The organism is Plantactinospora sp. CNZ321, assembly GCF_004217235.1.
On record NZ_SHKQ01000001.1, the window covers coordinates 5014820 to 5032128 of the forward strand.

13 protein-coding genes are annotated in these 17309 nt (G+C 71.5%); 9 read left to right on the top strand and 4 right to left on the bottom strand.

Features of this window, described 5'->3' with window-relative positions; translation table 11 throughout:
* The first annotated feature begins 9 nt into the window (after window positions 1-9).
* The 8 genes from EV371_RS21720 to EV371_RS21750 all read left to right on the top strand — a co-directional run bounded on the left by EV371_RS21720 (window position 10) and on the right by EV371_RS21750 (window position 8899).
* Complete coding sequence (locus EV371_RS21720) at window positions 10-1578, top strand: sugar ABC transporter ATP-binding protein (protein ID WP_130463680.1); 1569 nt, start codon at window positions 10-12, stop codon at window positions 1576-1578.
* On the top strand, window positions 1529-2617 hold the full coding sequence (locus EV371_RS21725; RefSeq protein ID WP_486484740.1) for an ABC transporter permease: 1089 nt from the start codon (window positions 1529-1531) through the stop codon (window positions 2615-2617). The genes EV371_RS21720 and EV371_RS21725 overlap by 50 nt, the downstream gene beginning before the upstream one ends.
* A gap of 422 nt (window positions 2618-3039) precedes the next feature.
* Window positions 3040-5373 (top strand): cbb3-type cytochrome c oxidase subunit I, encoded by a 2334-nt coding sequence (locus EV371_RS21730; protein WP_130463681.1) that lies wholly within the window; start codon window positions 3040-3042, stop codon window positions 5371-5373.
* A complete protein-coding gene (locus EV371_RS21735; RefSeq protein ID WP_207230571.1) occupies window positions 5370-6032 on the top strand; it encodes a hypothetical protein in 663 nt (220 codons plus the stop codon). Before EV371_RS21730 ends, EV371_RS21735 begins: the two co-directional genes overlap by 4 nt.
* A complete protein-coding gene (locus EV371_RS21740; RefSeq protein ID WP_130463682.1) occupies window positions 6029-6871 on the top strand; it encodes an SPFH domain-containing protein in 843 nt (280 codons plus the stop codon). Before EV371_RS21735 ends, EV371_RS21740 begins: the two co-directional genes overlap by 4 nt.
* Entirely contained in the window at window positions 6861-7166 is a 306-nt protein-coding gene (locus EV371_RS21745) for a hypothetical protein (protein ID WP_130463683.1), read from the top strand. The genes EV371_RS21740 and EV371_RS21745 overlap by 11 nt, the downstream gene beginning before the upstream one ends.
* A gap of 350 nt (window positions 7167-7516) precedes the next feature.
* On the top strand, window positions 7517-7648 hold the full coding sequence (locus tag EV371_RS34540; protein ID WP_349340027.1) for a hypothetical protein: 132 nt from the start codon (window positions 7517-7519) through the stop codon (window positions 7646-7648).
* Window positions 7649-7834: 186 nt separating this feature from the next.
* Complete coding sequence (locus tag EV371_RS21750; protein ID WP_486484741.1) at window positions 7835-8899, top strand: amidohydrolase family protein; 1065 nt, start codon at window positions 7835-7837, stop codon at window positions 8897-8899.
* Between the two features lie 2 nt (window positions 8900-8901).
* Here the strand turns inward: EV371_RS21750 and EV371_RS21755 are convergent, their stop codons facing one another.
* From EV371_RS21755 to EV371_RS21770, 4 genes are read right to left on the bottom strand one after another with little or no spacing between them, the layout of a single operon-like run.
* The gene (locus EV371_RS21755; protein WP_130463685.1) at window positions 8902-14625 is read right to left on the bottom strand and encodes an SCO7613 C-terminal domain-containing membrane protein; all 5724 of its coding nucleotides are present in this window, start codon (window positions 14623-14625) and stop codon (window positions 8902-8904) included.
* Entirely contained in the window at window positions 14565-15131 is a 567-nt protein-coding gene (locus EV371_RS21760; protein WP_486484742.1) for an AfsR/SARP family transcriptional regulator, read from the bottom strand. Before EV371_RS21760 ends, EV371_RS21755 begins: the two co-directional genes overlap by 61 nt.
* Window positions 15109-16392: a sigma-70 family RNA polymerase sigma factor gene (locus EV371_RS21765; protein WP_130463686.1), complete on the bottom strand. Its 1284-nt coding sequence runs from the start codon at window positions 16390-16392 to the stop codon at window positions 15109-15111. The genes EV371_RS21760 and EV371_RS21765 overlap by 23 nt, the downstream gene beginning before the upstream one ends.
* On the bottom strand, window positions 16380-16751 hold the full coding sequence (locus EV371_RS21770) for a YciI family protein (protein ID WP_130463687.1): 372 nt from the start codon (window positions 16749-16751) through the stop codon (window positions 16380-16382). Before EV371_RS21770 ends, EV371_RS21765 begins: the two co-directional genes overlap by 13 nt.
* A gap of 87 nt (window positions 16752-16838) precedes the next feature.
* Between EV371_RS21770 and EV371_RS21775 the strand changes: the two genes are divergently transcribed.
* Window positions 16839-17267, top strand: coding sequence for a nuclear transport factor 2 family protein (locus EV371_RS21775; protein ID WP_130463688.1), 429 nt, complete (start codon window positions 16839-16841; stop codon window positions 17265-17267).
* The last annotated feature ends 42 nt before the right edge of the window (window positions 17268-17309 follow it).

Genomic DNA, 17309 nt, shown 5'->3' on the forward strand with positions numbered 1-17309 from the left:
AACCGGAACATGAGCGGCAACGGGAAGGCGTCGACACGCTCGCCATCCGCCCCGGGCGACGACGGGCGGGCCCCAGCGGGCCCGCCCGTGGCCGAGGCGACCGACATCACCAAGCGGTACGGGTCGACGGTGGCGCTCGACCATGCGCGGATCACCGTACGCAGCGGCGAGACACACGCCCTGGTCGGCCGTAACGGGGCCGGCAAGTCCACCCTGGTCTCGATCCTGACCGGTCTGCAGCCCGCCGACTCCGGAGAGATCAGGTTCTTCGGGCAGCCGGCACCCCGGCTGTCCGACCGCGACGGCTGGCGGCAGCGGGTCGCCTGCGTCTACCAGAAGTCGACAATCATCCCCCAGCTGACCGTGGCCGAGAACCTGCTGATCAACCGGTACGACCGGAACCGCAGCGGGCTGATCAGCTGGCGAAGGCTTCGCCACCGGGCGCGGGACCTGCTGGCCGGCTGGTCTGTCGACGTGGACGTCGACGCCCTGGCCAAGGAGCTCAGCGTCGAGCAGCGCCAGTTCGTGGAGATCGCCCGGGCGCTGTCGTTCGGTGCCCGGTTCATCATCCTCGACGAGCCGACCGCACAGCTCGACGCCAGCGCGATCGCCCGGCTCTTCGACCACATCCGCGAGCTGCAGAGCCAGGGCGTCACGTTTCTGTTCATCAGCCACCACCTACAGGAGATCTACGAGATCTGCGACATGGTGACGGTGTTCCGCGACGCCCGGCACATCGTCACCGCTCCGGTCGCCGAGCTTCCGCGCAACGATCTCGTCGCCGCGATGACCGGCGAAGCCACCGCGCTCGATGCCCCGCGCTCCCGGACGGCCCCGGCCGGGCACCCCGAGGTGGTGCTCGACGTGGCCGCCCTCTCCCTCGACGGGGTGTTCGACGACGTGACCTTCCAGGTCCGATCCGGCGAAATCGTCGGCATCGCCGGCTCCGGCGGCAGCGGGCGGACCGAGCTGGCCGAAACGATCGTCGGACTCCGCGCGCCAGACACCGGGACCGTTCTGATCGCCGGCCGGCAGCCCCGAGCGGGTGACGTCCGCGCCGCCCTGGCAAGCGGCGTGGGATTCGTGCCCCAGGACCGCCACCACCAGGGGCTGGTCACCGGAATGTCGATCGCCGACAACGCCACCATGACCATCCCGGAGCGGCTCGGGTCAGCCGGCTTCATCAGCACTCGCCGCCGCGACGCCATCGCCGACACCCTGATCGACGATCTGGCCATCAAGACGCCCGGACCGGACCTGCCCGTCTCCGGACTCTCCGGCGGCAACCAACAGAAGGTCGTCATGGCACGCGCACTCGCGAACGACCCCCGCGTACTCGTCCTCATCACGCCCACGGCGGGCGTGGACGTACGGTCCAAAGAGTTCCTCCTCGACAAGGTCGACGAGGTCGCCAATTCCGGCACCGGCCTCGTCGTCGCCTCCGACGAACTCGACGACCTGCGCATCTGTGATCGCGTCCTGGTGATGTTCCAGGGCCGCATCGTCGCCGACATGCCAAGCGGCTGGCGTGACCACGACATCGTGGCCGCAATGGAGGGACTTACCGCCGATGTCTGAGACCCGGACCGTACCTGACACGGCCGCCGACGGCCCCGCCGTCCCGGCCGGCCTCGCACCTCGCCGGCCCGCCGGCAAGCTGACCGTCGCCCGGCTGCGGGACCTCGCGCTGGTGCCGGCGATCGTGCTCATCGCCATCGTCGGGCAGATCGTCAACCCGGTCTTCCTCCAACCCGACAACCTGATCAACATCGTTCAGACCATGGCGGAGATCGGGCTGCTCGTGCTGGCCCAGACCATCGTCCTGGTCACCGGAAAAATGGACCTGTCGCTGGAATCCACCTTCGGCCTCGCCCCGGGCGTCGCCGCGTGGATGACGGTCGCCGTCGGCGCCGGACACGGCATCGGGCTCGTACCCGGCGCCTGGAGCATCCCGATCACCCTCGCGGTCGGCGCGCTCATCGGCATCGCCAACGCCGCGCTGATCGTCCGGTTCGGCCTGCACGGCTTCATCGTCACCCTGGGGATGCTCATCGTCCTTCGCGGCCTGCTCACCGGCATTTCCGGTGGCCAGACCTTCTTCAACCTCCCCGAGTCGATGATGTACCTCGGCAACGCCATCTGGTTCGGCATTCCCGCGTCGATCTGGCTCTGTGTCGCCCTGTTCGCGGCCGGGATCATCCTGCTCGGCTACACCAACTTCGGACGGTCCCTCTACGCCATCGGCGGCAACGTCGACGCCGCCAAGGCGGCCGGCATCCGCACCGACCGGGTGCTCTGGATCGCCCTCACCGGCGCCAGCGTCCTTGCGGCCCTGGGCGGCCTGATGCTCTCCGGCCGCCTCGCCTCCGTCGCCGCCTCTCAGGGCAACGGTGCCATCTTCACCGTCTTCGCCGCGGCGGTGATCGGGGGCGTCAGCCTCAACGGCGGTAAGGGCACGATGTTCGGTGCGTTCACCGGCATCCTGCTGCTTTTCATGATCCAGAACGTGTTGACCCTCGCCGGCGTACCGGCACAGTGGATCGGCGCGCTCAACGGTGCCATCATCCTCATCGCGCTCGTCGTCTCCCGGATCACCGGTGGCAAGGCGCAGGAGTAGCTGATCGCGAAGCGGCACCGCCGCCATCCCCGCCGTCGTGCGTGGCCGCACCATGGGCGATCCGGCGGCGCTGATGCCTCGCGGCTCAGTGGAAAAACAGGACCAACGGCCCTGTTCGCCGGAGTAATGCGACCCCACGCTGGAGCGGGCCAAGACATCACCGTTGCGTCGATGTATGTGAAACGAGTGCGTGTTCGCTCGACTGGGCGGGTGTCGTGCGGTGCGACGGCCATCGCGTGACCGGTGAAGGGATGTGACCGTGCAGCGCTGGGTCATCGCCCCCTCGGCGGCCGCCATGCCGCTGGCCTGGATCACCGGCGAGACGGAGGGGCGAGGACTTGTCTGAGCAGGTGCAGGTGAGGGGTTCCGGCCGAGCGGGGTTGACCCTTTCCAAGGGATGGGTTCAGGGCGTCGCCCTGGTAATGGTTTTCGGGTTCTTCGTGATGGGCATGCTCGCCCTGCGGACCTACTCCGACTCGATGCCGCTGCCGCAACGGGTGACCGGCCCGGACGGTGCGGTGATCTACACGGCAGCGGACGTGACCGCCGGCCAGCAGACCTTTCTGCGCCGAGGGCTGCAACAGTACGGCTCGGTGATGGGTCACGGCGGCTACCTCGGCCCGGACTACACCGCGGAGTACCTGCGCATCTCGGCCGAGCACATCAAGGCCGATCTCGCCGGCTCCGGAGCGCAGGAGCCCTCCGAGGCCGCCAAGCGGATGCTGCGGGAGAACCGGTACGACGAGGCGAGCGGCGAGCTGGTGTTCACCGCGGAGCAGGTGGCCGCGTTCGAGCACGCCACCCGGTACTACGCCGACTTCTTCGCCACGGACAGCACGAAGTTCGGCCTCATTCCGCAGGTGATCACCGATCCCCGCGAGATCCACGAGTTGACCGCTTTCTTCTCCTGGACGGCGTGGGCGAGCGCGGCGGAGCGGCCGGGCCACACCTACTCCTACACGAACAACTGGCCGCCGGAGCCGCGCGTCGACAACACCCCGACCGCCGACATCGTGGTCTGGTCGGGTCTGTCGCTGACGGCTCTCCTGGTCGGCCTGGGCGCGCTGTTCGCGCTCTACGGGCGGTGGAGCCGCTCGATCGGCTGGCACGCCAGCGAGCAGCCGCCGCTGGCCTTCCGCCAGCCGGGCGAGGTGCAGATCACCAAGGCGCAGAAGGTGACGGCGTGGTTCTTCTTCGTCGTGGCCGCACTCGCGCTGGCGCAAACCCTTCTGGGCGGCGCGATCGAACACTACCGGGCCGACCTGAGTACCTTCTTCGGCATCGACCTGGCACAGGTGCTGCCGTTCAACCTGGCCCGCACCTGGCACGTACAGCTGTCGCTGTTCTGGACCGCGGCGGCGTTCCTCGCCGCCGGCATCTTCCTCACGCCGATCATCTCGGGTCGGGAGCCCCGACGGCAGCACTGGCTGGCCTGGGGCCTGCTCGGTGCGCTGGTGGTCGTGGTCGTCGGCTCGCTGGCTGGCGAGGCGATCAGCATCTTCGGCGTCGACTGGGCGAAGGGCTCGATCCTCTTCGACCAGCAGTGGGAATACCTGGACCTGCCGAGGTTCTGGCAGGCCCTGCTGGTGGTCGGGCTCTTCCTGTGGATCGCGATCGTCTACCGCGGCATCCGGTCGCGGCTGAAGACCGAACACCGGCTCAACATGCCGTGGCTCTTCCTCTACGCCGGCCTGGCGATACCCGCCTTCTACGCGGTCGGCATGCTGGCGTCGACGGGTAGCCATCTGACCGTCGCGGAGTTCTGGCGCTTCTGGGTGGTGCACCTCTGGGTGGAGGACTTCCTGGAGCTCTTCACCACCGTGATGGTGGCCTACATCTTCGTGATGCTGGGTGTCGTTCGCCGTAAGATCGCCATCCAGATCATCTTCCTCGACGTCATCCTCTACTCGGCGGGTGGCGTGATCGGGACGATGCACCACCTGTACTTCTCGGGTACGCCGGTGGAGCACATGGCGCTCGGCGCGTTCTTCTCCGCGCTGGAGGTGATCCCGCTGACGTTCCTGACCGTCGAGGCGTGGACCTTCCTGCAACTGGGCTCCCGGCAGCAGAACCGCACCAGTGCGCCGTTCCCCCACCGCTGGGCGGTGATGTTCCTGGTGGCCGTCGGCTTCTGGAACTTCGTCGGCGCCGGGGTCTTCGGTTTCCTGATCAACCTGCCGATCGTTTCGTACTTCCAGATCGGCACGGCGCTGACCGCCAACCACGCCCACGGCGCCATGATGGGTGTGTACGGCATGCTCGCGGTCGGCCTGGCGCTGTTCGCGCTGCGCTACATCATCCCGGCGGCGAAGTGGCCGGACAGGCTGGCGAAGCTCTCCTTCTGGTCGCTCAACATCGGCCTCGCCTGGATGGTGTTCGTGACCCTGCTTCCGCTGGGCATCCTGCAGCTGTGGCACTCGGTCAACGACGGATACTACGAGGCGCGCACGCTCAACTACATCACCGAACCGGGCAACGCGCTGCTCGAATGGATGCGGATGCCCGGTGACCTCATCCTCATCGTCGGCGGCGTGCTGCCCTTCCTGTGGATCACCTATCTCGGCATCCGCCACGGCATCCGGGCCACGGCGACCGAGCTACCGCCGGAGACGCTGTACGTCGAGGAGACCCCCGAAGCGGCCCAGGACCGCACCGGCCTTCCGATCCTGACCGGCGCCGCGGGAGCCGTGGACCAGGTGCCCCGGTCCCGGAGCCGGTACGCCTCGGACCGGCGCGACGAGGCGGAGCAGCCGTGACCGGGTTCTCGGCCTCGGCCGTGGGGGTGGAAGCCTGGCTGGCGTCCACCTACTGCCTGGCCCTGGTCGGACTGGCGTACGTCATCGACGCGCTGGCGCGCCGCGCCGCGTCGATCTCCGAAGGTGGCATGTCCGGTGGCTTCGTCTACCACGAGGACCACAATGCGTGGCAGTGCCCGCAGGACCAGTGGCTGTGGCCGCAGTCCTTCGACGCGCAGAACCGCGTGATGCGCTACCGAGGCACCCCGTCGGTCTGCAACGCCTGCCCTGTGAAGAGCACGTGCACCACCTCGTCCTCCGGGCGGGAGGTCCAGCGCGCGGTCGACTCCTGGCCGGCCTCCGAAGCGGCTCGCTTCCACCGCGGCATCGCGTGTCTGGTGGTTCTGTTGGGCCTCGTGTGGCCGGTCGGCACCGCGCTCACCGGCCCGGGCCCGGACGCGTTGCTGGTCCTGGCCTCGGCCGTGGTCGTCGCGCTGCTGCTGAGTCTGCCGCTCTGGTCACACCTGCGGCGCAACCCGGTGTTCATCCCCGAGACGGTGGCCGACCAGGCGCTCGATGAGGTGGTCGCCGAGCGGCTGGCAGCTGCGGCCGCCCTACGCCGCAGGCGCTCACGCTACGGGTCCGACCGCCGTGAGCCCGATCCGGAGGCCACACAATGACCATCGCGATCGTCATCATCCTGGTGCTGCTGTTCGTGGCCACCTCCTCGCTACGGGTGCTGAAGGAGTACGAGCGTGGGGTGGCGTTCCGGCTGGGACGGTTGCGCGAGCCGTTGGGCCCGGGGGTCCGGGTGCTGCTTCCAGGCCTGGACAAGCTGGTCCGGGTGGACCTGCGGGTCGTCACGCTGACCATCCCACCGCAAGAGGTGATCACCCGCGACAACGTGCCGGCCCGGGTGAACGCCGTCGTACTCTTCCGGGTGGTCGACCCGGTGAAGTCGGTGATGACGGTGGAGAACCATGCGGTCGCCACGTCCCAGATCGCGCAGACCACCCTGCGTTCGGTCGTCGGCCGCGCGGACCTCGATACGCTGCTTGCTCACCGGGCCGACCTGAACGAGGATCTCGCGAAGTCCATCGCTGCGATGACCGAGCCCTGGGGGGTCAAGGTCGAGGTCGTGGAGATCAAGGACGTCGAGATCCCGGAGGCGATGCAGCGGGCGATGGCCCGCGAGGCCGAGGCCGAGCGCGAGCGGCGGGCAAAGGTGATCAACGCCCGGGGGGAACTCCAGGCATCGGCGGAGCTGCGCGACGCCGCGAAGACGCTCAGCGAGAGCCCGGCAAGCCTCCAACTACGCTACCTGCAGACCCTGCTGGAACTCGGCGCCGACCAAAACTCCACAGTGGTCTTCCCGCTGCCGATCGACATCATCGGTCCCTTCCTCGACGCCATCCGCGGCGCCAGCACCGGACCGACCGACGCCGGCCGCGCCGCACCCGACGCCAACGGCACCTCGCCCGCGACCAGCGCCGTGGAAAGGACACCTGGTGACCGCTGAACTCGACCCAAGCTCCGTCCAGGGCCGCCCGATCGAACTCACCCCGGTCCCCCGAGGTGTCTGGCTGGTCATCCTCGGCGGTGGAGTGACCGCCCTCGCTCCCCTTTTCGGATTCCTCGTCGGAAGCATTCTCGGGACCGAGGACGAGACCCTCGGAATGAGTTCGATCTTCCTGTTTCTCTTCCTCGGGTTTCTCGTCGCCGGCGTCGGCATCGGCATCGCGATCCTCGGCGTACGACGTATCCTCCGCACCCGGAGCCAGCGGGCTCGTGAGGTTCGTGAGGCTGATCGGTGATGCGTGGACGGGACGGCGCCTACAGCTGTGTCCGTGCCTCCTCCACCCGGCGGAGGACACCCTGAGCATCGCGGGGCCGGGCGTCGACCGGGACGCACCGGCGCCGGGGATCACGGCCTCGGCGATCGCGCCCGCCTCCTCGACCAGCGCCAGCGCGTCGTCGCGGTGCCCCTCGCCGGAGGTCAGGTAGGCCAGCGCAAGCAGGCCCGCGGCGACTCCGTACCAGCGGGTTCCCCAAGGCGACGTGGCGCAGCCCGTCTACCTGCAAGCCGAGGTGCAGAACATACAACGCCAACCCGACGACCGCCACGCACGTCATCAACGTCGAGCCGGTGGAGCTTGGCTGCACGATGCAGATAACTCGCCACTACTACCGGCAGGTCATCAACTCCAACGGCTCAGCAGAGCGGGAGCTGGTGCTGACGTTGAAGAACATCGGCTCGGCGCAGTGCTCTGCCCGACCGTTGCTGTCCCGGATCTGAGGTGCCGCGTCCGGCCGGGCTGGTCCCGGCCGGACGCGCCTGAACGGAGCCGGTGAGGCGACGGGCATGGCGAAGGTCCGTTGCCAGGCAAGGGCGTAGAGGTGGTCATTCGGGTACCCTCGGCTAACCGGATGGCGTGTCGACCGTCCCGCCCGAATCGGATGGCACCTGAGGTACGGGGGTGGCGTGGTGGCGGTGCTGCGGATCCGCGGTTTCGCTCTCCCCGAAGGGGAGCCGGTTGATCTCTATGCCGACGGTGACAGATGGACCTCCGATCCAGTCGCCCGTGCTGAGCTGATAGCTGAGGGCTGGCTGCTGCCTGGACTGGTCGACGCGCATACACATCCCGGAGCGGAGGCGCCGGGACAGCCGTTGGATCCTGGCATCCTGCGGGAAGATCTCCGGGCGCACCTGGCGTCCGGAGTCGCGCTCATCCGTGCTCCCGGTCTCGCCGGCGATCCGCCTGACTGGTTCGGTCTCGCAGACGACAGCCCACGAGCCTTCCATGCCGGCCCCTGGATCGCTCAGCACGGACAGTTTTTCGAGGGCTGGGGCCGCCGTCCGGACCCGGCCGATCTGCCCGCCGTCGCGGCCGAGCAGGCGGCTCGTACCGGATGGGCGAAAGTCGTGATCGACTGGCGTCCCGGCGACGATGTCCTGCCGGTGGAGGTACTGCGCGAGGTTGTCACACACGTACACGCGGTGGACGGGCGTGTTGCGGTGCATTCACAGCACCCGGCCGGTGGTGCGGTCGCGGTCGAAGCCGGGGTGGACTCCGTGGAGCACGGTATGGGCCTGGACCCGACGTTGCTGCCGCGGATGGCCGAGCAGGGCATTGCACTGACGCCAACGCTCTCTGTGATCACCGCTTCGCTGAGGCGGGTCTCCACCGAGCCGGACAGTTCCCGCAAGCGTTGGTACGTGTCGGGAGCAAGCGTGCACGGCCAGCTCGCCGCTGCCGCCGTCGAGGCCGGCGTCACCGTGCTGGCCGGTACGGACACCCGGCCGCACGGCGGCATCGTCAACGAAATCCGCGCTCTGGTGCTCGCCGGCGTGTCACCACATGAGGCGATCGCTGCCGCGTCCTGGACGGCCAGGTCCTACCTTGGTCTGCCCGGCTTGGTGGCAGGAGCCCCGGCCGACGCGGTCGTCTTCGACGCCGATCCCCGCAGCGACCTCGACCAACTCGACAGGCCGCGAGCGGTCATCGTCCGCGGCAAGTGCCTCCATCGCCGCTCTGATCCCCGATGACCTCACCCCATCCGCGCTACCGCCTGGCGCAGCCGCCGCAGGTCGCGGCGTCGCCGCTCATAGGTTGCGCCGACAACGATGAGAACGACGCCGCCGATGCCCATCGGCAGCCACCGAGGCAGCATGTCCCAGTACCGCACCACCTCGTAGACAGTGATCACGGCGAGCACACCGGCGCCGCCCACGACGGGGGCCTGGCGGCGGCGCGCCGCCCCGAGAACCAGTACGAGGAAGCCGCCGACGCCGAGCAGCAGTCGCCGCGCCGGGTACTCCGCGCCCGCCAACAGGAGCGCGATGCTCGGCAGGAAGGTAGCGACCAGCGCCGGGCCGTACGCCAACCAGCTGTGCAGGTGCGGGCGGCGGCGAAGCTCGAGCGCGCCGCCCAGCAGTGCCAGCAGCGCCGCCGGAAGGGTGTACGCCTCGACCACGCCGACCCCACCGGCGAACAGCAACAGCCAACAGGCGAGCAGCTCACAGCCAGCGCCGGCCACCGCGAGCCGCCAGCGGCGGGGCCGTAGCGCGGACAGCCCGAGAGCCACGCCGTACCCGACCAGGATCAGCGCGGTGACCCGCAGGTCCGCCGCGCCTGCGGTCAGCGCCGCCAGCCCCGCGATGAGGTAGGACATCATCTCCGTGGTCGCGACCTCGGTCCGCTGGCGGTGCGGCAGCACGGCCGCGGCGAGCAGCAGCAGGACGGCCAGCACGACGAGGCTCGACGAGAACTGCTCGGGGGCCAGATGTGCGCCTGTCGCCACGGCGGCGAGCAGCGACAACGCTGCCACGCCTACGGAGAGCCAGCCGGCGAGGCGGCCGCCGGTGCGCCGCCCGACCACGGCCGCGGCCAGCCCGGCGGCCACCGCAAGGCTCAAGCCGGCGTACGTCGCCGGTTCGGTCGGGAGAGCGCCGGAGATCCCGGTGCCGCCCAGCAGTCCACACAGGACCACCGCGGTGGCCGTCAGGGACCGGCCTCCGGCGGAGTCGGGCCAGCCGCGGCGAGCCGCCCAGACACCGGTCCCGGCGGCGACGAGGAGCGCCGTGCCGGGACCGGCCGGCCATGGGGCGTCCCAGGCGACCGGCATGATCGACACGGCAAGGGCCGCGCAGGACAGGACCGCCGGCCAGGTCCATGGTTGGCGGGGACGGCCGAGTCCGCGAACGCACATGCCGGCGCCGAGCGCGAGCAGCGCCAGCGCCATCGGGTGCCAAGCGGTGCCGGGCCAGCCGTTCGCGCCCGGCGCGAGCCCGTCGATCGAGCCTCGGGGCGCCGGCCCCCACCCCACGCCGAGCCAGGCGTACGGGCGGAACAGCACCGCGGCGACGGCGGGCAGGACGGCGACCGCGGCGATCAGGGCCATCGGACTGGCGGCGGCGACAACGGCGCCGGGCCGCCGACCGGGTGGCGCCAGGAGCCCCGCGCCCACGCCCAGGACGGCGGCGAGCGCGGCGTACCCTCCGGTTGGTTCGGCCGACGTGAGGGTCGCCAACGCGACCACCGTGCCGCCCACCGGGACGGCGACGCTGCCGTACGGCAGGTACGCCGGACACGCGCGCCGCAGCCATACCACCACGCCGAACGCGACAACCGTCGCGGCCAGCGCGCCGCGCAGCAGCGGGCCGGCACCGAGCCCTGCTGCCGCGCCGACGGCCGCCGTCGCTCCGGGCAGCGCGATGAGGGCACCGGCTGCCGCGACGCCGCCGACGAGTCGGTGCGCAGCAGCGTCCGGGTCTTCACCGGCGGGCTCTCGCTCGCCGGCCGGCAGGCTGGCCGCGACGACCGCGCCGCAGAGGACCACGCCGCAGAGTACGGCCGCGGTCAGGGCGGGCCGGGGAAGGGCGGCGGCTGCGGCGTACAGGCCGAGGATCGCGCCCGCCGCGGCGAAGCGTAGGCGGGGTCGCGCAGCCCGGGTCCTCGTCGCGGACAGTCCACACCCGAACGCGACGAGGCCGGCCAGCATGGTCGGCGCCCACCAGGGCATCCGCAGCGAGACCGGCGCATCGACGACGGCCAGGATCAGCGCCGCCGCAGCGGAGTCCCGCGCCACCCGGTAGCCCCATCCGCGCACCACCGGACTGTCGGCCAACGCCAGTGCCGTGGCCGCGATCAGGATCAGCGCCGCCAGCGGCTGCCACCCGACGATATCGCCGGCGACCGGCCCGCCGGCCAGCCAGCCGTCCAGGTCGGCCCGCCAAGCCGGCGTACCGTCGACCAGGACCTGCACCGCCCGCGCAACGGCCAGAGCCGAGGCCACGGCTGCCACCGTCGCGAGCGCAAGGCCGGCTGCGCCGGCCGGGCCACGCCGCCAGGCCAGTGGCAGCAGGCCGACGCCGAACGCCACGAGCAGGACGACGGCCGCGGTGGTCAGCAGCGCGTACCCGGGGAGCAGCACCGCTGCCAGCCGCGACAGCGACACGAGGAGCGCGAGGGTGACCCCGGCTGCTTCCTGGTAAGCCACGCGGACCGCTCTCCCGGCCGGCCGGGAACGAGGAATCAGCCGCAGCGCCGCCGCTAGGAAGAGGAACGCGACGGCGAGGTGGTCCGCCAGGGTGGGGGCCCCGCCGCTCCAGACGATCACCCCGATCAGCACCGCGCCGGCCGCCGCGCCGTGGGCGGGAGCCTCGCCGCCTCGAGCCAGTCGTACCACCGAGCCCACCGTGAGGGCCGCGCTGGCCGTGGCCAGCCCGAGCGCCACCACCGTCGCCGGGGGCAGCCCGACCATGGCCGCCGCGCTCGCCACCGCGCCAGGCAGCGCCGCGAGCCCGCCACCGATCGCTGCATCGGCCACCCACCGCGCCTGGTGGCCGGGCGGGGCGGCATGTCCGATCAGGCCCACTGCGGCGCAGACGACAACGGCCGCGCCCAGCACCAGCGCCGTGCTCCACGACCGGCCGAGCGCGGCACCCGCGGCATGCACCCCGAACAGCGCCGCGACGACGGCCAGTCTCCGTCCCGCGCGCGAATCCTGGACCCGGACCGCAGCGAGAGCGAGGAGCATCCCGCTCGCCCCGCTCACCGCCGACGGCGCCCACCAGGGCAGGCCGAAGGCGACGGGCGCCGCGAGCAGCGACAGGGCGGCGGCGGTGAGTGCCGCCGGGTCGCGGTACCGCTCCGGCAGTGCGAGGGCGCCGGCGACGAGGAGCGCCAGCGCGAAGGGCACCTGCCGGCCGTACGCCGCGACGACGGCGACGAGGTCGGGCCACCGGCCCAGGTCGGCCGCCCACGGGCGGGGGTTCATCGACGCCATCACCGCGGTGGAACCCTCGACGATGGCGATCAGGCCGCAGGTCAGGGCCAGCGCGGCACCGGCGACGAGGGCGCCCGCCGCCGGTCCCCGGCGCCACGGTGAAGCCCGGCGGGCCGCAGCGAGCCCGACGGCGCTGGTGAGTGCGGCCGCCGTGACAAGACGAAGTCCCGGTGCGGCGACCGACACCAGACCCACCGCCGACGCGACTACGGCAAGGGTCGTCACGGCGTGCGCCACCAGCAGGAGCCGATTCCCGGGTGAGTGCGGTTCGGACCGGCGGACGGCGGCGATGAGCAGCGCGGCGGACAGGCCGAGAAGGACGGCGGTTCCGGCATCGGCGAACGTCGGCGGGGATCCGCTGAGAAGGTTGGCGCTGCCGGTGAGCAGCGCCCCGCAGGCCGCGCCGGCGGTGGCCCCCGGCGCTGTCCGGCGTCGGGTCAACGCGACCGCGCCGGCCACGAGCGACAGGGCGGCAACCGCGCTGGTGACCGTCCGTACCGCGGTCGCATCCGCATTCAGGGCGGCAAGCCCGGCGCCCGCGATTCCCGGAAGTATCGCAAGGAAACCACCGAAAGCGGCATCGGCGATGTGTACGGACCGCAGATTTGTCGCCGCTGCCGACGGTCGGCGGCCGAGGCGGGCTATGAGGAAGCATCCGGCGGCCAGCGTCGCCAACACCGCCGCCGTGAGCCAAGCCCGCGGCAGCGCCGTGACGAAGGCGTATCCGCCGAGGGCTAGGCCGGCCCAGACGGGTAGGTATCCCAGCTGGCCCTCGTCGCCGGGGTCCCCGCGGTCGCCAGGACCGGCCTCTTCGGCCCTTCGACCGGGGCTGAGCAGACCCGACAGACCCAGTGCCAGCGCCGCCGCGACCGCGATCCACGGTCGCACCCACCAGGGCAGCCCCGACGAGGCGGGGGCGACGATCGCGAGCAGGGCGAACCCCGCGAGGATCGCCTGGTGGGCCGTTCGGCGTCCGAGCAGCATCGCCACCCCGACGGACACGATCAGCATCGCCGCCGGCAACTGCCATCCGGCCAGCCGGCCGCCGATCGGTTCCACACCGGCCGCCTGCCAGGCAGGGAAGGCGGCGGCCAGGACACGTACGGCGACGACCAGGCTCCACGCCCCGAGGAGGACGCCGAGGAGGATGACCATGCCCGCGCTCGCGGTGATCGGGCCACGTCGCCATGGCGGCGGAAGGGCGCGGGCCACGACCACAGCCACGGTGACGGCGGCGGCCAGGACGACCAACCCGGCGGGGGCCCACATGAGCGCTATCACCCGGTAGACCGCGAACACCGCCGTGACGGTCGCCGCGCCGGCGGCGACGTGCCGCACCGCGGGGTGCCCGACCACGGTCGCCGAGCGGACGGCCAGGGTGGCGGAGAGCAGGAGGACGGTGGCGGAGAACATGCCCGGCAGCGGCGCGGTCGCGGTGGCCAGAGCGGTGGCGGCGAGCGCGCCGGCCCCCGCGAGCGCGAGACCGTGCAATACCCACGCGAGCGCCCTCAGCGGCAGTGGTCCCGACCCGGCCCGGGTGAGCCGCGCCGCCGCCACGAGGTTCTGGACCGCGACCGCGTTGGCCAGCAGGGACGTGAGGGCGAAGCCGACCGTGAGCCGGGAAAGGTCGGACCAGGAGAAGTCGGCCTGCCTGGTCGGTGCAGCGCCGTCGTCGTCGAGCGCGCCCAGCGCGATCATCGGGAGTACGGGCTGCGCCGCGATCAACGCGACGTAGCGCGGTACGGTCAACCGGGTCACCGCCCGATAACCCGCCGCAACCGCGCTGGTCACCAGGAAGGTCAGCCCGGCGTACGCCGAAACGGGCAACACCCGGTCCACCCCGAACAGTCCGAGTGACCAGACGGCGAAGCCGTCCAGTAGGACGAGCAGCAGCGCAACAGCGCTGATCGTCTCGGCCGTGGCCACCAGTCCCCGGCGGGCCAGCAGCACCGGTGTGGTCACCGCGATGACCGTGCCCGCCGCGAGAATCAAGGCCTGGCCGGCCTGGCCGAAAGTCGTCCACGCCACGACACTGAACGTGATGGCGGCCGCGCCCAGCAGCACGCCGCCGAGGGCGAGCAGCACGTTCTGCACCTGCAGCACGGAGGCCTCCGGCCGAACGGCCGGCGACGACGGCGGCGCTGGTGGCGGTGACAGGACCTCCCGCACCGGCTGCGGTGTGACCGGCGGGACCGACGGCTGCCTGACCGGCGGGACCGACGGCTGCGGCGGGGCGAGGCGGGGTGGCACCGCAGCGGGCGCGACGACCGGCGACAGTGGGGCCGGCACCTGCGCCGGCCGCGCGAGCCGGGCGCGCTCGGCGGCGAGCAGTTCGTCGCGCTGTGCCACAGCCTCGCGGCGCTGGCGTTGCACCTGCTCCTGCTGCCCGCGCAGGTACTCCGCCCGCGCGTCACATTGGGCGATCACCCGGTCCAGCCGGGCCAACCTGACGGCGTCATCGCCATGTATGTCGGAAGCACGCACGTACGCCAGCATCGACGCTGCCCCCGTCGCCGTGTGCTCCCGGTGACTCCGTCGCACCCGAACCGAGTCCAAACCGGAACCGTCGGCTTGCCGGATGCCGACCGGGAGCGGATGGTCGAACTGCTACGCAGTCCCGCCCCGCCGCACCTGTTGGCGAACGGCTGGCAAGCGCACTCCCGCCTCCGTGACGGAAACGGCCTGGGCTGTCCTGTCCGCTCATCGACAGGATCGCCGCCCCGGGGTCGACGGTCAGCGCCGCCGCCGGTCGTGCCGCCTGGGACCGCATCCGGAGGTGGCCGGTCGAGGCCCGGCCGCGCGGCCAGGTCGGCCGACGGAACCGCGTCGAGTTCGCGACGCAGCAGGTCCCGGTACGCCTCGCACGCTCGGTAGCCCTCGATCCAGTTGCCCTCGGCCAGATGGGCTTCGATGAGGGCCCGCTGCGCGCCTTCCCGCAGCGGTTCGGCGGCCAACAGCGAATCCTCTTCAACGTGGCCAGTCCTCTTCAACGTGGCCAGGGCGGCGACACCCGACGCCGGCCAACGGCCCGGATGCGCGTCGGTCCGATGCCAGCTGCGCGGCCCGTGTCTGCAGGTAGCGCTGCTCGGGCCGGCTCAGTGTGAGCCGCGCCGCCAGCCGGTAATACTCCTGCGCCCCGGCCCGGTCGCCGGCCAGTTCCAGCAGGTGGGCCCGCACCGCCGCGGTCCGGTGGTGCCGGGCCATCAACGGGTCCTCGGCGATCCGGTGCAGCGCGGCTAGCCCGGCTTCCGGGCCGTCGACCATGGCACGTGCCACGATCCGGTTCAGCGTGACCATCGGGCTCGGGGTGAGTGCGTGCAGCATCCCGTACAGGGCGAGGATCTGCGGCCAGTCGGTGTCCTCGGCGCGCGCCGCTTCGTCGTGCACCGCCGCGATCGCAGCCTGCAGTTGGTACGGGCCGATCGGGGCCCGGGCCAGCGTGTGGGTGATGATCGCGACGCCTTCGGCGATCGCGTCCGCGTCCCAGCGGCGCCGGTCCTGCTCGGCGAGCGGGACCAGGGCGCCGTCCGGCCCGGTACGCGAGGGCCGGCGTGCGTCGGTGAGCAGCATCAACGCGAGGAGCCCGGCGACCTCGCCGTCGTCCGGCAGCCGCCGGTGCAGCTGCCGGGTCAGCCGGATCGCCTCCCGGGTCAGCTCCACCCGGTTCAACGCGTCGCCGGAGCTGGCCGTGTAGCCCTCGTTGAACGTCAGGTAGAGCACGTGGCGGACCGCGGTGAGACGCTCGCCGAGCTCGCCCGGCGCGGGCCTCTCAAACTGGCCGCCGGTGTCGCGGATCCGCTGCTTGGCCCGGCTGATCCGCTGGCTTACGGTGGCCTCCGGCAAGAGCAGCGCCCGGGCGATCTCCGCGGTGGTGAGCCCGCCGACCGCCCGCAGGGTGAGCGTGACCTGCGCCGGCACGCTCAGTGCGGGATGGCAGCAGAGCAGCAGCAAGGCCAGCTCGTCGTCGCCACGGACCTGCGGCACGGGCTCGAGCCGGACCGCTTCCTCGCGGCGCCGGCGGGCCGTCTCGTTGCGTAGCAGTTCCACCCGCCGACGGCTCGCCACGGCGATAAGCCAGTTCCGCGGATGCTCCGGGACGCCGGTCTGCTGCCACTGCCGGAAGGCCGCGATCAGCGCCTCCTGCACCGCGTCCTCGCAGGCCTCGAAGTCGCCGTAGCGGCGTACGACGGCGGCCAGGACCTGGGGCGCGCAATCGCGTAGCAGGTCCGGCAGCCCGGTCACAGCTCCCATGCGCTCATATCGAGGATCGGGCGCACCTCGACCCGGGTGTACGCGGCGTCCGGCGCCTTCGCCGCCCAGGCGACCGCCTCGTCGAGATCCGCGACGTCGATCAGGTAGAAGCCGGCCAGGTGCTCCTTGACCTCGGCGTACGGGCCATCGGAGGTGATCGTCCTACCGTCGCGTACCCGAACCTGGGTGGCCAGGGCTGGGTCGCCCAGCCCTTCGCTGACCACCAGCACGCCGGCCTCGCGCATCTCCTCGGTCAGTCGCAGGTGACCGAGGCCGAAGTCGGTCCGCTGCTGATCGGTCAGAGTCTCCCAGACGGCCAGCGACCGCGGGTTCGACTGAATCAGGAGCAGGTACTTCATGGCTTCTCTCCTTTTCTCTCGTCGGGATGTCGAAACTGACCGGCCCGGCTTCGACATCCCGGGCAAGAGAGAAAGGTAGGACCTGTCATGGACGAGATCCGGGAAGTCATCGAGGGCAAGGCCGCGCTGCTGCAGAAAGGTGACGCCAAGGCCATCCTGTCGTACTACGCGCCCCGCTTCGTCGAGTACAGCCTCGCCCCGCCGCTGCGCCAGCCCGGCGACGGGCGGAACCCGGCCGCGCTGGAGGCCTGGATGGCCACCTTCGAGGCGCCGCCGCGCCGCGAGGTCACTCAGTTGGAGATCACCACGGACGGCGTCGTGGCGTTCGCGACCAGCCTCGACTGTCTGACCGCTGTGCCGTGCGGCTCGACCGAGAGCTTCAGCCTGTGGTTCCGAGTGACGCTGGGACTGCGCCGCATCGACGGGCGCTGGCTGGTGACGCACGAGCACGAGTCGGTGCCGTTCGAGATGGACGGCTCGTTCCGCGCCTCGACCGGGCTGACCCCCGCCACCTGAGGTTCATCAGGGGCGCCGGGCCTGCCGCCGACACCCGTCGGC

Coding starts and splice junctions, on each gene's coding strand:
- EV371_RS21720 (WP_130463680.1), top strand. CDS start 10: ATGAGCGGCAACGGGAAGGCGTCGACACGCTCGCCATCCGCCCCGGGC.
- EV371_RS21730 (WP_130463681.1), top strand. CDS start 3,040: ATGGTTTTCGGGTTCTTCGTGATGGGCATGCTCGCCCTGCGGACCTAC.
- EV371_RS21770 (WP_130463687.1), bottom strand. CDS start 16,751: ATGAAGTACCTGCTCCTGATTCAGTCGAACCCGCGGTCGCTGGCCGTC.
- EV371_RS21775 (WP_130463688.1), top strand. CDS start 16,839: ATGGACGAGATCCGGGAAGTCATCGAGGGCAAGGCCGCGCTGCTGCAG.
- EV371_RS34540 (WP_349340027.1), top strand. CDS start 7,517: ATGCAGATAACTCGCCACTACTACCGGCAGGTCATCAACTCCAACGGC.
- EV371_RS21740 (WP_130463682.1), top strand. CDS start 6,029: ATGACCATCGCGATCGTCATCATCCTGGTGCTGCTGTTCGTGGCCACC.
- EV371_RS21765 (WP_130463686.1), bottom strand. CDS start 16,392: ATGGGAGCTGTGACCGGGCTGCCGGACCTGCTACGCGATTGCGCGCCC.